This is a genomic window from Mesorhizobium calcicola, from assembly GCF_042682105.1.
GTDB lineage: Bacteria > Pseudomonadota > Alphaproteobacteria > Rhizobiales > Rhizobiaceae > Mesorhizobium > Mesorhizobium calcicola.
This window is the reverse complement of sequence record NZ_JBHUGY010000031.1, coordinates 55,014-69,076: the sequence shown is the minus strand read 5'-3', so window position 1 is coordinate 69,076 and position 14,063 is coordinate 55,014. Positions and strand designations below refer to the sequence as shown.

15 protein-coding genes are annotated in these 14,063 nt (G+C 63.2%); 6 read left to right on the top strand and 9 right to left on the bottom strand.

Going from position 1 to position 14,063, the window contains the following annotated elements; genetic code table 11:
- Positions 1-3 precede the first annotated feature (3 nt).
- From ACFSQT_RS20260 to ACFSQT_RS20250, 3 genes are read left to right on the top strand one after another with little or no spacing between them, the layout of a single operon-like run.
- A complete protein-coding gene (locus ACFSQT_RS20260) occupies positions 4-873 on the top strand; it encodes an ABC transporter permease (RefSeq protein ID WP_379021413.1) in 870 nt (289 codons plus the stop codon).
- The gene (locus ACFSQT_RS20255; protein WP_379021411.1) at positions 870-1,664 is read left to right on the top strand and encodes an ABC transporter permease; all 795 of its coding nucleotides are present in this window, start codon (positions 870-872) and stop codon (positions 1,662-1,664) included. Before ACFSQT_RS20260 ends, ACFSQT_RS20255 begins: the two co-directional genes overlap by 4 nt.
- 37 nt (positions 1,665-1,701) lie before the next feature.
- Positions 1,702-2,748, top strand: a complete 1,047-nt coding sequence (locus ACFSQT_RS20250) for an extracellular solute-binding protein (protein ID WP_379021409.1) — start codon at positions 1,702-1,704, stop codon at positions 2,746-2,748.
- A gap of 75 nt (positions 2,749-2,823) precedes the next feature.
- Here the strand turns inward: ACFSQT_RS20250 and ACFSQT_RS20245 are convergent, their stop codons facing one another.
- Positions 2,824-3,525, bottom strand: a complete 702-nt coding sequence (locus tag ACFSQT_RS20245) for a GntR family transcriptional regulator (protein ID WP_379021407.1) — start codon at positions 3,523-3,525, stop codon at positions 2,824-2,826.
- 144 nt (positions 3,526-3,669) lie between these two features.
- On the opposite strand from ACFSQT_RS20245, the gene ACFSQT_RS20240 reads away from it, so the two are divergent.
- The 3 genes from ACFSQT_RS20240 to ACFSQT_RS20230 are packed head-to-tail and all read left to right on the top strand — an operon-like array spanning position 3,670 to position 6,381.
- The gene (locus tag ACFSQT_RS20240) at positions 3,670-4,554 is read left to right on the top strand and encodes a fumarylacetoacetate hydrolase family protein (RefSeq protein ID WP_379021405.1); all 885 of its coding nucleotides are present in this window, start codon (positions 3,670-3,672) and stop codon (positions 4,552-4,554) included.
- 25 nt (positions 4,555-4,579) lie between these two features.
- Positions 4,580-5,854, top strand: a complete 1,275-nt coding sequence (locus ACFSQT_RS20235; RefSeq protein WP_379021403.1) for a metal-dependent hydrolase family protein — start codon at positions 4,580-4,582, stop codon at positions 5,852-5,854.
- Between the two features lie 11 nt (positions 5,855-5,865).
- Positions 5,866-6,381 (top strand): DUF5943 domain-containing protein, encoded by a 516-nt coding sequence (locus tag ACFSQT_RS20230; RefSeq protein WP_379021401.1) that lies wholly within the window; start codon positions 5,866-5,868, stop codon positions 6,379-6,381.
- 297 nt (positions 6,382-6,678) lie between these two features.
- Here the strand turns inward: ACFSQT_RS20230 and ACFSQT_RS20225 are convergent, their stop codons facing one another.
- From ACFSQT_RS20225 to ACFSQT_RS20190, 8 genes are all read right to left on the bottom strand, one after another.
- Positions 6,679-7,134 carry a MaoC/PaaZ C-terminal domain-containing protein gene (locus ACFSQT_RS20225; RefSeq protein ID WP_379021399.1) on the bottom strand — a complete coding sequence of 152 codons (456 nt, stop codon included), beginning with the start codon at positions 7,132-7,134 and terminating at the stop codon, positions 6,679-6,681.
- On the bottom strand, positions 7,131-8,207 hold the full coding sequence (locus tag ACFSQT_RS20220) for a Gfo/Idh/MocA family protein (protein ID WP_379021397.1): 1,077 nt from the start codon (positions 8,205-8,207) through the stop codon (positions 7,131-7,133). Before ACFSQT_RS20220 ends, ACFSQT_RS20225 begins: the two co-directional genes overlap by 4 nt.
- Positions 8,200-8,529: an L-rhamnose mutarotase gene (locus tag ACFSQT_RS20215; protein WP_379021395.1), complete on the bottom strand. Its 330-nt coding sequence runs from the start codon at positions 8,527-8,529 to the stop codon at positions 8,200-8,202. Before ACFSQT_RS20215 ends, ACFSQT_RS20220 begins: the two co-directional genes overlap by 8 nt.
- A 9-nt stretch (positions 8,530-8,538) precedes the next feature.
- A complete protein-coding gene (locus ACFSQT_RS20210; protein ID WP_379021393.1) occupies positions 8,539-9,651 on the bottom strand; it encodes a mandelate racemase/muconate lactonizing enzyme family protein in 1,113 nt (370 codons plus the stop codon).
- Between the two features lie 5 nt (positions 9,652-9,656).
- Complete coding sequence (locus tag ACFSQT_RS20205) at positions 9,657-10,754, bottom strand: ABC transporter ATP-binding protein (protein WP_379021391.1); 1,098 nt, start codon at positions 10,752-10,754, stop codon at positions 9,657-9,659.
- 4 nt (positions 10,755-10,758) lie between these two features.
- Positions 10,759-11,625, bottom strand: a complete 867-nt coding sequence (locus ACFSQT_RS20200; protein ID WP_379021389.1) for a carbohydrate ABC transporter permease — start codon at positions 11,623-11,625, stop codon at positions 10,759-10,761.
- Between the two features lie 2 nt (positions 11,626-11,627).
- Complete coding sequence (locus ACFSQT_RS20195; protein WP_379021387.1) at positions 11,628-12,524, bottom strand: carbohydrate ABC transporter permease; 897 nt, start codon at positions 12,522-12,524, stop codon at positions 11,628-11,630.
- Positions 12,525-12,682: 158 nt separating this feature from the next.
- The gene (locus ACFSQT_RS20190; RefSeq protein WP_379021385.1) at positions 12,683-14,002 is read right to left on the bottom strand and encodes an ABC transporter substrate-binding protein; all 1,320 of its coding nucleotides are present in this window, start codon (positions 14,000-14,002) and stop codon (positions 12,683-12,685) included.
- Between the last annotated feature and the right edge of the window lie 61 nt (positions 14,003-14,063).

The following is a 14,063-nucleotide window of genomic DNA, read 5'->3' as shown; positions in this document are numbered from 1 at the left end:
GCGATGGGTCCCAACCGCGCCTATCTGCTGATTGCGCCGGCCATGCTGGTCATCGGCATCTTCATGGTGCTGCCGCTGTTCCTGGCGGTCGCCTATTCCTTCATGACCGCCAACCCCTATGGCGGCGTCAGCGCGCCTGCGACTTTCGACGCCTATCTCCAGTTCCTGTACCAGCGCGACTTCGACGACAGCCTGGTCTTTTCGCCGAGCTACGCGCTCATTATCCTGCGTTCGATCTACCTCGCCATCGCCACGACCGGCATCTGCCTTGTGCTCGGCCTGCCGGTTGCCTGGTACATCGTCTGCCAGACGCCGGAGCGCCGGCGGATCCTGCTGTTCGCCGTCACGCTGCCGTTCTGGATCAACACGCTGATCCGCACCTATTGCTGGATCTTGATCCTGCGCGACGAGGGCCTGGCGAACGGCGCTCTGCGCCATGCCGGCATCATCTCCGATCCGCTGCCGCTGCTCTACAATGACGGGTCGATCCTGCTCGGCCTCGTCTACACGTTCCTGCCCTTCATGGTGCTGCCGATCTATTCGACGCTGGAACGAATCGACCCGCGGCTGATCGAGGCCGCACACGACCTCTACGCCGGCCGCGCCGCCGTCTTCCGCCGCATCGTCTGGCCGCTGGCGAGACCCGGCGCGTTGGCCGGCGGTACGCTTGTCTTTGCGCCGGCGCTCGGCTCATTCCTGGCGCCCGACCTGCTTGGCGGCGGCAAGAAGCTTTTGATCGGCAGCCTGATCCAGATGCAGTTCACCTCGTCGCGAAACTGGCCATTTGGAGCAGCACTCTCGACCGTTGTCACGGTCGTCGTGCTGACCGTCTTCGTCATCCGTTCGCGCAAGGCTCGGGAGGAACGGCGATGAATGGCGCCAAACCCTTCGACTGGCGGCACACGCCCGGCCTGTCGGCCTACACCGCTGTCATATTCATCTTCTTCTACGCGCCACTGCTGATCCTGGTGATCTATGCCTTCAACTCGAGCCGGCTGGTCACCGTATGGGCCGGCTTCAGCTTCAAATGGTTCGTGGCGGTCGCCAACAACGGCTCGATCCGTGACGCCGCCTTCAACAGCATCATCATCGCGATCGTCGCCACCATCACCTCGACGGCGATAGCCACGGCCGGCGCGCTGGCGCTGGAACGCGGCCGGCTGCGCTTCGGGCGTAGCGCCGCAACCGCCCTGATCGCAATGCCGCTGGTGGTGCCGGAGATCGTCGTGGCGATCACCACGCTGATCTTCTTTTCCGGGCTCGGCATGCATCACGGGCTCATCAATCTGATGATCGCCCACACCGTCTTTTGCATCCCGTTCGCGCTGCTGCCGATCCAGGCGCGGCTGCGCGACATGGGCGGCACACTGGAGGAGGCGGGCCGCGACCTCTATGCCGACGAGTGGCGGCTGTTTCGCCGTGTCACGCTGCCGTTGCTCGTCCCGGCGATCTCGGCCGGCGCCATCATGGCCTTCGTCGTCTCGCTCGACGATTTCCTGATCTCGATGATGGTGTCGAGCGCCGGCTCGACCACCTTGCCGGTCTACATCTACGGCATGATGCGGCTTGGCGTGACACCGGAGGTCAACGCCATCTCCACCATCCTCCTTGCCGTTTCCATCGTCTTCGTCGCGGCGGCGCTGCTCGTCGGACGGCGCAAATGAGCTTGCCTAGAAATAAGAAAACCAGAGGAGAACGACTGTGACCAAATGGAAAGAAGGACTTTCAGGAATTGCCCTGGCCGCCGCCATGCTGGGGGCGATCACCACCACCGCGCTCGCCGATGCCGGCGAGCTGCACATCTACAACTGGACCGACTACACATCGGACGAGATGATCAAGAAGTTCGAGGCCGAGACCGGCATCAAGGTCACCATCGACACCTATGATTCGAACGAGACCGCGCTCGCCAAGCTGAGCTCGGGTGCCGCCGGCTATGATGTGATGATCATCAGCAACGACTTCGTGCCGATCTTCGTCAAGCAGAAGCTGTTCCAGGAAGTCGATGCGGGGGCGATGCCGAACTTCAAAAACGTCGATCCGAAATGGCAGCACCGGCCCTGGGATCCGGATGCGAAATACACCGTGCCATGGGTGTGGGGCACCACGTCCTATTCGGTCGACACCGCCGTCTACAAGGGTCCGACCGACAGCCTGAAGCCGCTGTTCGATCCACCGGCGGAACTCAAGGGCAAGGTCGGCATGTTCGGCTCGCCGACCGAGGTCATGTCGCTGGCGCTGGTCTATCTCGGCAAGGACCAGTGCAACAGCAATCCGGCGGACTTGAAGGAACTCGATGCCTTGCTCGAGACGCAAAAGCCCTTCGTCAAGGTCTACAATTCCGACGGCATCGTCGAGCGCCAGGTCGCCGGCGAGACGGTCATGCACGAGCAGTGGTCGGGCAAGGCGCTGGCGACACGGCAGCAGAAGCCGACGGTCAAATATGTCTATCCGAAGGAAGGTGTTGTCGGCTGGATGGACAATGTCGCCGTGCCGACAACGGCGCCGAATGTCGACAATGCCAGGAAGTTCCTCAACTTCCTGATGGATCCCGAAAACATCGCGCTGCAGCAGAAATACACCGGTTACCAGAGCGCGATCGCAGGATCGAACAAATATCTGGCGGCGGATATTGGTGGCTCGCCGGAGTTCAACCCGCCCGCCGATCTCAAGATTTCGTTTGCGCCGTCATGCGACGAGAAGGCGATCCGTGCCTATGACCGGATCTGGACCAATCTGCGCCAGTGAGACTGTGACGCGAACGCCGCCCATTCGCACGGGCGGCGTTTCGCATCCTGTCCGGGGAACTCGAAAAATGAAGCGCTACGCCCGCACAATTGTCTTGCGCGCCGGCAGGTCATCGGCTTCGGCTGCCAGCAGGATGTCGGTGGTCACGGCAAGATGTGCCGCCAGCAGTTCGGCTGCCTTCTCGGCATCGCGGTCGAGCACCGCATTGGCGAGGTCCTGATGTTCCTTGCTGATATTGCGGGCATTGGGCGCCAGCGAGACAGAACGGCGGCGGTAGCGCTCGCTCTGGTCGTAAAGCTGGTCGCGCAGGCGCAGCAGCCAGTGGCTGTCGCAGCCGCCGACCAGGGCCTTGTGGAAGGCCGCATGCGCGGTCGCCCACTCGTCGCTCGAATGCATGGGATGGTCAGGCGTGTGCTCGGGCGTGCGCGACAGCCGGTGCAGGGCGGCGACCAGTTGCGATTCCCAGGCGACGTCGCCGACCTCGATGGCGCGGCGGATGCACAGCGTCTCGATCTGGATGCGCGTCTTGGTGAGGTCGAGCAGGTCCTCGGCCGAGATCGGGGCTGCGCGAAAGCCGCGCTGCGGTTCGGCCACGACAAGTCCCTCGGACGTCAGCCGCGACAGCGCCTCGCGGATGGCGCCGAGGCTGACGGACAGCCTGTCGCACAGCTCCTGAACCTTGAGCCGGCTGCCCGGCGCGATCCGGCACGACAAGAGGTCGGCGCGCAGATCCTCATACGCGCCCTGGGTGAGATTGATCGAGCCTTCCCTAGCCATTGGTTCGCCCGCGGCCGAATCTGTCCATCGAATGCCCTCATACATTATCTCAGGCAAGAATGAGAATGCAAAATAATATATTCTATGTTGACAGATATATAATTTCTGAACAAAGTCCAGCCTTCACAAGCGAGGATGTGGCCAGTGCGATTTGCAGCCTATAAATCGCCGCGGGGACCGGGGCTGGCAATCGCATTGCCAGATGGCGAATTTCGCGGCATCGACGAAAGCGATGCGATGTTTCCCGGACGACTGGGGGACCTGATCGCCGAAGGCACGCAGGCGCTGCAGGTGGCGGGCGAGCGGCTGGCCAGCGGACGGCGGATCGATCCTCAATCGGTCGAATGGCTGCCGCCGATATCGGTGCCGGGCAAGATCATCTGCGTCGGCCTGAACTATGTCGACCATTCGATCGAGAGCGGCTTCGTGCCGCCGACCTATCCGACCTTGTTCGCCCGCTTCTCGACCAGCCTGATCGGGCACGGCGCGGCCATCCGCCGTCCGGAAGCCTCGATCCAGCTCGACTACGAGGGCGAGATGGTGGCCATCATCGGCAAGGCCGGCCGCCACATTGCCCCCGGCCAGGCGCTGAGCCACGTCGCCGGCTATTCCATCTTCAACGACGCCTCGATCCGCGACTTCCAGACCAAGTCGCCGCAATGGACCGTCGGCAAGAATTTCGACGGCACCGGAAGCTTCGGACCGATCTTCGTGACGGCGGACGAATTGCCGCCGGGCGGCAAGGGGCTGCGCATCCAGACCCGCCTCAACGGCCAGGTCGTCCAGAACGCCTCGACCAGCGACATGATCTTCGATGTCGCGTCTCTGGTCTCGATCATCAGCGAAGCGATCACGCTGGAGCCGGGCGACATCCTCGTCACTGGCACGCCATCCGGCGTCGGCATGGCGCGCAAGCCGCAGCTGTTCATGAAGCATGGCGACATTTGCGAAGTGGAGCTGGAGGACGTCGGCATCCTGTCCAATGTCGTTGCCGATGACGTCATCGCGGCGCGAGCCGTCAACCAATAACCCGCAACTCCGAAAGGACGATGTCATGACAAGAGTGATGTTTCGAAATGCCATGATCTGGGACGGCACCGGCACTGACGCCTTTCCAGCCGATCTGTTGGTCGACAATGGCCGTATCGTCACCATCGCCCGCACACCCGGGCAGTTGTCCGGCGACGGCGCGACGACGGTCGAATGCCGTGGCATGACGCTGATGCCGGGCCTTGTCGAAGGCCACGCCCACATCTCCTTCGGCGGCGCGATCAAGGATTCCGACCTTGGCCTGATCCCGCCCGAGGAGCACCTTCTGCTCACCATGCGCAATGCCAAGACATTGCTCGATCATGGCTTCACCAGCGCCTACAGCGCCGCGACCTCGAAGCTTCGGCTCGACATCGTCATCCGCAACGAAATCAACGCTGGCCGCCTGCCGGGCCCGCGCATGCGTGCCGGCAGCCCCGAGATCACGGTGACCGGCGGCCTCGGCGACGAGCGCCAGCAGCATATGTACCACGAGAGCTTCGGCATGATCGCCGATGGCGTCGAGGAGATCACCAAGGCGGTGCGGCTGTGCTGCCGCGAAGGCGCCGACAACATCAAGATCAACATTTCCGGCGACGATCTGAGCCCGGCGGCTCATGGCGGCCTGACCGTCATGAGCGAAGCCGAAGTGATGACGGCGGTGTCGGTCGCGCGCGACTTCGGCAAGAAGATCAACTGCCACGCCCGCGCCGCTGGTTCGGTGAAGCGGGCGGTGAAGTGCGGTGTCGACGTCATCTACCACTGCGAATCCGCCGACGAGGAAGCACTCGACGCGCTGGAATCGGCCAAGGACCGCATCTTCGTCGGCCCGGCCATCGGCATCATCTACGGCACGCTTTACGAGGGCGAGCCCTTCGGCTTCACCCACGAGATGGCGGTCAAGTTCGGCATGCAGCGCATCCTCGACGACAGCCGCAAGGTCTACACCGAACTGCGCAAGCGCGGCGTGCGCGCGCTGATCGGCGGCGACTACGGTTTCGCGCAGACGCCGCAAGGCACTAACGCCCGCGACCTCAAGCACTTCGTCGACCTGCTCGGCTATTCGCCGAGCGAGGCCCTGCAATGCGGCACACGGCTCGGCGGCCAGGTGATGGGCCTCGGCGACGAACTCGGCATGGTCAAGGAAGGCTTCATCGCCGACCTTTTGCTGGTCAATGGCGACCCGCTGAAGGACCTCGACATGATGGTGCATGAGAAGAACCTCGTCGTCATCATGAAGGATGGTGAGCTTTATAAGGACCAGTCCGCCTCGGTCGCCGCACAGCGTCAAGCGGCCTAGGCTAAAGCACCATGCAGCCCACGGTTCCGATCGATGTCGACGAGACGAGCGGCATCTGGCGGACCGACGGGCTGCCGATGGTTTACCTGCCCAGGCACTTCCTGGTGAACAATCATCTCGCGGTCGAGGCAGCCCTCGGTCGCGACGCCTATCGGGCCGTACTGCGCACGTCGACGGCGAAATCCGCCATCGAATGGTGTCAGGCGCAAGTGCGCGGCAAGGGCCTCGATCCCGAGGCGACGTTCCGGCACTATTTCCGGCGCTTGTCACAACGCGGCTGGGGCCAGTTCTCGATCGACGTGCTCGCCGGTCGTCGCGGCAGCATCGGCCTGCGGAATTCGATCTTCGCCCTGGAAGCCGGGCAGGGGTCAGGCCAACCTGTCTGCTACATGTTCGAGGGGTTTGTCACCGGCGCCTTCTCGTTCCTGGTCGGTGGTGCAGCGACGGCAGTCGAATGCGAGGAGACGCACTGCGCTTGCGATGGCCTGCATGACCATTGCCGGTTCGACTTCACGGCCAAGCCGTAGTGGACCTCCTTTGAGGGGAGTCCGTGTTATTGGATGGCTATGCCCCTCAGCTAAGAAGCTTTTGGCGCCCAAGGTAGGTGCCCGGTGTAGTACAGCATCAACTCCGCAATCGACTGCTTTATAAAGACAAAGACGCGATTCGTGCATCACGACCTCGCGGCCGTCCTTTATTGTGGTGCCGGCTCGCCGCTGCACCCGTGCGACCTGTCTCTCGATGCGGACCGTGTTGCCACGGTCCTGCGGCTCGGGCTCGAGCGCATCACCGCACGCGCCACCGGCTCATAGGAATCGATCGCTTCAGCCCTGTGCCGGCTTGCGTTCGACGATGTAGATGTGGTCGGCCGCCAGCACGACTTCGCCGCGCTGGTTGATCACCTCGCAGCGTTCGATCACCCGTCCTGAACCCGGCCGCTTGGGATCGTCTTCCTTGGCCGCGATGGTGGTGCGCGTGCGGATCGTGTCGCCGATGAACACCGGCTTGATGAAGCGCAGCCGGTCGTAGCCGTAGGAAAAGGCGACGGGATTGACGATGGTTGCCGTCAGCCCGATGCCGACCGAAAACACCAGCGTGCCATGGGCGATGCGCTGGCCGAACGGCGTCGTCTTCATGAACTCGGCGTCCATGTGATGCGGGAAGAAATCGCCGGTGTGGCCGGCATGAACGACAAAGTCGGTCTCGGTGATGGTGCGGCCGCTGGTGAGGCGCGAGGCGCCGATCTCGTAATCCTCGAAATACTGGGTCTGTTCCATCAAGGTCTCTCCGCGATCGGCGTCGCCGGTGCCGCACTCGACTGATAGGCCGCCTCGACCAGCGCCATCGTGCTCCAGGCATCCTCGACCGGACTGATCAGCTTCGCGTCTTCGCCGGCTGCAAAACGCTGGACATTGGCCATACGGCCAACGAAGGCATCGGGAAACCACTCGCCGGCCAAGGGTACCGCGACCCAGTCCGACCCGCCTTTGGGATAGATTTCCAGCACATCCGGTTCACCGCGCGGATAGTCGAGATTGAGCCCAAGCTTGAGATAGGCAGCACCCTCGGTGCCGCAGATGCGGAACTCGCAGGCCTGGTGCCGGCGGCCGAACTTGTGGTCATGGTTGATCGACAGCGCGCAGCGCACGGTGTCGCCATAGTCGAGAATGGCGCTGGTGCGGGTCTGCGCCACCGCATGGTTGGGGTGGCCGAGCGTCTTGGCGTGCACGCCGTGGGGGTCGCCCAGCAACTGCCGGATCAGGTCGAGATAGTGGATCGAATGCATGGCGATCTCGACGCGCGGCGCCTTGAGCAGGAATTCCCAGAGCTGCCACGGTGTCGCCAAAGCCAGCCAGGCATCGAAGTCGACGATCTCGCCGAGCCAACCCTTGCCGATGGCATCCTTGAGCGCCAGCATCATCGGCGCGAAGCGCAGCTGGAAGTTCACGGCGGCTTGCAACCTCTTGGCGCGGCAGATTTCAAGGATCGCGGTCGCCTCGGCGAGATTGCTACCCATCGGCTTCTGGATCAGCGCCACGGCAGCGTCCGGCAAGGATTTCAGCACATCGGCGTGGCGGGAGGGTGGCGTCGCGAGGTCGAAGATCGCGCCCTCGACGGCGGCCGCTTCCTCGGCCGAGCCAAAGGCTGCCACGCCCCACTGATCCGCCAGCCTTGCGGCCCTGGCATGATCGGGATCATAGAGCCCGGCGACCGGAAAGCCGGCCTTCCTGTAGGCCGGGAAATGCGCGTCGCCGACGATCGATCCGGCGCCGAAGGTGACGATCGGCCGGGGCTTCGAGGGTTTGGGCCAGGACTGGGCGAGTAAGGCAGGGTCGAAACCGCCTTCAGTCATGATGGAAAACCTCGTCCATCGCTGCCCACCATTCGCCCTCCTTGCGGGTCGCCAGTGGCTCCTGGCAAGGTATGCAAACCGCCCACCATTCCTGCGTCCTGGGGTCGGCCGCCATCTTGGCCATATCGGCCGCATAGTCGGTGCCGTGGTACTCGAACGTGCTGAACAGCAGGTTCTCCGGCCGCTTCAGGTAGATCGAGTAGTTCTTGATGTTGCAGGCCGAGATCATGGTCAGCACGTCGGGCCAGACGGCGGCATGAAGGCGGACATACTCCTCAACCTTTTCCGGCTTCAGCCCCAGAACCATCCCCATTCGCTGCATGTCCGTCTCCTATCTGGTGATCGCCGTGGTGAATTCGGCGATGCTCATGGCCTTGACTGCGTCCCAGTCCCAATCGATGCCGATGCCCGGTTCGTCGGGCGCCAGCGCCTGCCCATCCTCGATGCGCATATGCTTGCCGGTCAACTGGTCGAGCTGCGGAATGTACTCGACATATCGGCCGTTCTGAACAGCGCAGCTCAGGCTGACATGCAGTTCCATCAGGAAATGCGGGCAGACCGGAATGTCGAAGGCCTCCGCCGCATGGGCGATCTTGAGCCAGGGCGTGATGCCGCCGATGCGACCGACATCGACCTGGACGATCGAGCAGGCGCCTTTCTGCATGTATTCGCGGAAATGGCGGATGGAGTAGAGCGATTCGCCGATGGCAATCGGCGTCGGCGTCGAGTTCGACAGTCGCACATGCCCATCAATATCGTCGGCCGGCAGCGGCTCCTCGATCCAGGCGAGGTCGAGCTCGCGCAGCCTGGCCGCGCGCCGGATTGCCTCGTCGACCGAAAACCCCTGGTTGGCGTCGGTCATGATCTCGTAGCCGTCGCCCACCGCCTTGCGCACCGCCGACAGGCGGGCGAGATCCTCCGACCCGTGCGGCCTGCCGATCTTCACCTTCGAGCCACGAAATCCCTTGGCCTTGGCGGCCAGTGCGTCGTCGACAAGTGCTGCCGTCTCGATGTGCAGCCAGCCGCCCTCGGTGGTGTAGAGCGGGCAGCGGTCCTTGGCGCCGCCGGCCAGTTTCCACAGCGGCAGGTTCTGCTTTTTTGCCCTGAGATCCCAGAGCGCAGTGTCGATCGCCGCAATGGCGATGGCGGTGATCGCACCGATGGTGGTCGCATGGGTGGCGAATTCGAGATCGTGCCAGATCGCCTCGATCATGTCGGGGTCGCGGCCGATCAGGCGTGGCGCCAGATGGTCGGACAAGAGCCGCATCACCGACGAGCCGCCGGTGCCGATCGTGTAGCTGTAGCCGGTGCCGACCGCGCCGTCGGAATCGGTAATCGTGACGATGGGCGTTTCCTGGCTAACGAAGCTCTGGATGGCGTCGGTGCGCTTGACCTTGGGCACAAGGTCCACCATCCGCAATTCGACTTTCTCGATTCCAGCCATGTCGGTCAGCTCCGCAGTGTCTTTCCGGTGTCGGCGGCAAACAGATGCGCCTGCGACATGTCGAGGCTCATGGCGACCCGTTCGCCTGGCCTCAGCGGTCTGGGGTTCAGCATGCGTGAAACCCAGTCAGTGCCGTTGAATTCGACGAACACCAGCGTCTCGTTGCCGAGCGGTTCGGTGACGGTGATCGGCAGTTCGATCTGGTGGACGTCGGCGGCGCCGCCGGAACTGATGCCATGGCCGGCCGGATAGATGTCGTCCGGCCGCAGACCGAACACCACTCTGTCGCCGGTGGTGACATTGGCCCTGAACTGGCCGGGCAGCGGCAGCTTGTCGCCGCTGGCGAAAACCATCTGGCCGTCGTCGATCGTCGCCTCGTGCAGGTTCATCGGCGGAGAGCCGATGAAGCCGGCAACGAAGCGCGTCGCCGGCCGGCGGAAAACCTCGTCGGGCGTGCCGACCTGCTCGATGTAACCGTCGCGCATGATGACGATGCGGTCGGCAAGCGTCATCGCCTCGACTTGGTCATGGGTGACATAGATCACCGTCGACCGCACCTTGGCATGCAGCTTCTTGATCTCGGTGCGCATCTGCGTGCGCAGCTTGGCGTCGAGATTGGAAAGCGGCTCGTCGAACAGGAAGACGTCGGGATCGCGCACGATGGCTCGACCCATGGCGACGCGCTGGCGCTGGCCGCCGGACAATTGCGAGGGGCGGCGGTCGAGCAGCGTGTCGAGGCCGAGGATGGCCGAGGCTTCGGCGACGCGGCGGTCCATGTCTTCCTTGGCGGCACCGGCGATCTTCAGCGAGAAACCAAGATTCTCGCGCACCGTCATATGCGGATAGAGCGCGTAGGACTGGAACACCATCGAGATGTTGCGCGAGCGCGGCGGCAGGTCGTTGACGACACGCCCGCCGATCTCGATCGAGCCGTCGGTGATCTCTTCCAGCCCGGCGATCATGCGCAGCGTCGTCGACTTGCCGCAGCCGGAGGGGCCGACCAGCGCGATGAATTCGCGGTCGGCGATATCGAGATCGATGCCATGCACGATCTCGATGGTGCCGTAGCGCTTGGTCAGTTTTCTGAGAGAAACCGTTGCCATGAGGTCAGCCTTTCACCGCGCCGGAGGTCAGGCCGCCGACAAGGTGTTTCTGGACGATGTAGGTGAGGGTGAGTGCGGGAATGATCATGACAACGGCGAGCGCGCACATGCCGCGCCAGTCGATGGTGAACTCGGCCGTGTAGTCGAGCAGGCCGACCGGCAACGTCTTGGCGCTTACCGAGCGGGTCAGCTGCGAGGCCAGCGCGAATTCATTCCAGCAGGTCAGGAAGGCGAAGATCGCGGCCGACGCGATGCCCGGTCCGGCGAGCGGGAACTCGACCTGCCAGAACGCCTGCCAGCGCGTGCAGCCGTCGATCTGCGCTGCTTCCGCGAGGTCCTTGGGCACCTGGCGGAAGAAGCGGTCGATCAGCCATATCGTGAACGGCACGTTGAGCGCGACATAGGCAAGAATCAGCCCGAAATGCGTATCGATGAGGCCAAGTCGCACATAGAGGAAGAACAGCGGCAACGACAGCGCGATGCCCGGCACCGTGCGCGTCAACATCAGGCCGAGGAAGGCGCTCGATTTGCCGCGGAAGCGGTAGCGCGCGAAGGCGTAGCCGCCGGCCATGCCTATGGCTACGGCAATGATGGTCGAGGTCACCGAGATGATCAGCGAGTTGCGGAAATACTCGATCACCGGGATGCCGCCCTTGCCGATGCCGCTGAACATCGCGACATAGGCGTCGAATGAAATCTCCTGCGGGATCCACACCGGCGGCTTGGCCATGATCTCGACGGTCGGCCGCAGCGACGACAGCACGATCCAAAGGCCAGGCAAGCAGATGGTCAGCATCGCCAGAAACAGGCCGATGCGGTAGACGATGCCTGTGAGCCGACGCTTCAGGCGGGCGGAAGAATTCTCGTCCATCCTCACCATTCCGCACCGATCTGCGTGCGCGCCGCGGCGAGCTTGTTGAAGAAATAGACAGTGAAGGCGATCGACAGCAGGATCGAGAAATAGGCCATGGCGTTGGCCATGCCCATGCGGCCGTCGCTATAGGCGGTGCGCGCCACCAGCGTCCACAGCAACTCGGTGCGGCCCGCCGGTCCGCCGTCGGTCATGATCTTGACGATGTCATAGGCGCGCGCGACGTCGAGCGAGCGGATGGTCATGGCGATGTAGGCAAAGGGCATGACGAATGGCCACGTCACATAGCGGAACGTCTGCCATGGGGTGCAGCCGTCGACGCGCGCCGCTTCGATCGGCTCCTTGGGCATGGCGAGCAGGCCGGCGAGAATCAGGATGGCGAAGATCGCCGTCGACGACCAGATCTCGGCGATCGAGATCGCTATGAAGGCGAGATGGCTCTCGATCAGCCACGGTATAGCGTCCTGCGTGATGCCGAGCGACTGCAGGGCATTGTTCACCAGGCCGATATTGTCGTTGAACATGAATTTGAACTGGAAGCCGACCAGGATCGGCGAGAACATCATCGGGAACATCATCAGCGTGCGCAGGATGCGCTGGCCGCGCGTCGCCTTCTCGACCAGCATGGCCAGCCCGAGGCCGAGCAGCATTTCGAGATTGAGCGCGATGGTCAGCAACAGCACCGTGCGGCCGAACGCCCACCAGAAATCCGTGTTGGAGAGGATCGAAAGATAGTTCCTGATGCCGATGAAGACGAAGAATGTCTCGGGCCGCGTCAGGCGGAATGGCGTGAAGCTGGAATAGAGCGATAAAAGCAGCGGAACCACGACAACCGCCGCCAGCACGATGACAGCCGGCAGCAGCAGCAGGAATGGCGCGGATGGCTTGAAACCCTTCATCGGGATCCTGTGCTATGTTGCATGCGACTATCGGTGCCTCTTCTTCCGTCGAGGCCTGGGCCGGAGAGCGGAAGGCTGTCGTGGATCGGTCTGCGCCCGGCAACGCGCGATCGCCTCCCCCATCGCCGATGGGGGAGGCAGCTCTTGGAGAGCGGTTGCTAAAGCTTGCCGGCGTCCTGGAGGATCTGCGTCGCCTTGGCGGCGGCCTCATCCAGTGCCTGCTTGGAGGTCTTGTCGCCAAGGATCGCTGCCTGCAGTTCAGGATAGACGGCGTTCGAGATCTCGATCCACTCAGGCGTCTGCGGCACGGCAAAGGCGTGCGTGGCCTCTTCCTGGAAGGCGGCGAGAACCTCCTTCTTGTAAGGGTCGTTAGCCGCTTGCTGCAGGTCCCAGTCCCACACCGCCGTGCGTGTCGGCAGCGGACCAGCGGCAGCCTCGAGCTTCTGGCTGTCCTCGTTGGTCAGCCACCACACCAGGGAAGCCGCGGCCTCCTTGTTCGGGCAGTTCTCGGTCACCGAGAAACCATGGAAACCGGACCAGCCGGTGCGCTTGCCCGACGAGCCCTTCGGCGCAACCTTGACGCCGACATTGCCGGCGACCTTCGACGATTTCGGGTCGTTGAAGAAGCCGGCCCAGCCCGGCCAGTCGAGGTTGATGGCGACGGTGCCTGAAGCAAAGCCCTGGCCGAGGTCGTCCCACAGATAGTTGGTGGTTCCGGCCGGCACGGCCTTGGCCTTGTAGAGGTTGACGAACCAGTCGAGCGCCCGGATGCCGGCCTCGGAGTTGAAGACCGGCTTGCCGTCCTTGTCGAGGTACTCGCCGCCCTCGGCGACAACCATCTCGTAGAAGCGGCCGTTGATCGCCTCTTCCTTTCCGGCGAACTGCGTGCCGTAGAAGTTGGGCGGGTTAGCGAAGAACTCGGCCTGGTCGGTGACTTCCTTCCAGGTGTCCGGCGGCACCAGGTCATAGCCGTATTTCGCCTTGAACTTGGCCTTGTTGTCGGCGTTCTCATACAGGCTCTTCTGGTAGTAGAGCGCCGAAACGTCGAACTGGGCGCGCGGCAGCATCTCCAGCTTGCCGTCGATGGTTGCCGACTTGATCGTCGAAGGCACGAAGGCGTCGATCTCTGCCTTGGGCAGCAGCTTGCCGAGATCGGTGTAGAGGCTCGTGTACTGCGGCGCGAAGGACGAATGGTTCCAGCCGACGCACCAGTTGGTGCTGCCCGAGGCGATGTCGGACTTGAGCTCCTTGTCGATGTCGAAGCCGTTCTTCTTGGTCAGGATGTTGACCTTGGCGCCGGTCAGCTTCTCCCATTCGGGAATGCGCTCGTAGAGCTTTTCGTATTGCTGGCCGCCGATCAGTTTGGCGTCGATGGTGACGCCTTCGAACTTGCCGGGCAGGTCCCCGGCAAGGGCGGTGCCTGCACCTGACGCAAGCAACAATGCGCCGGCGGACACGCCGGAAAGCAGTCTGTTCATTGGTATCCTCCCTTGGTGCGCCTCAGCGGCGACCGCAACTCGTCTGATGACAAGAGATGCT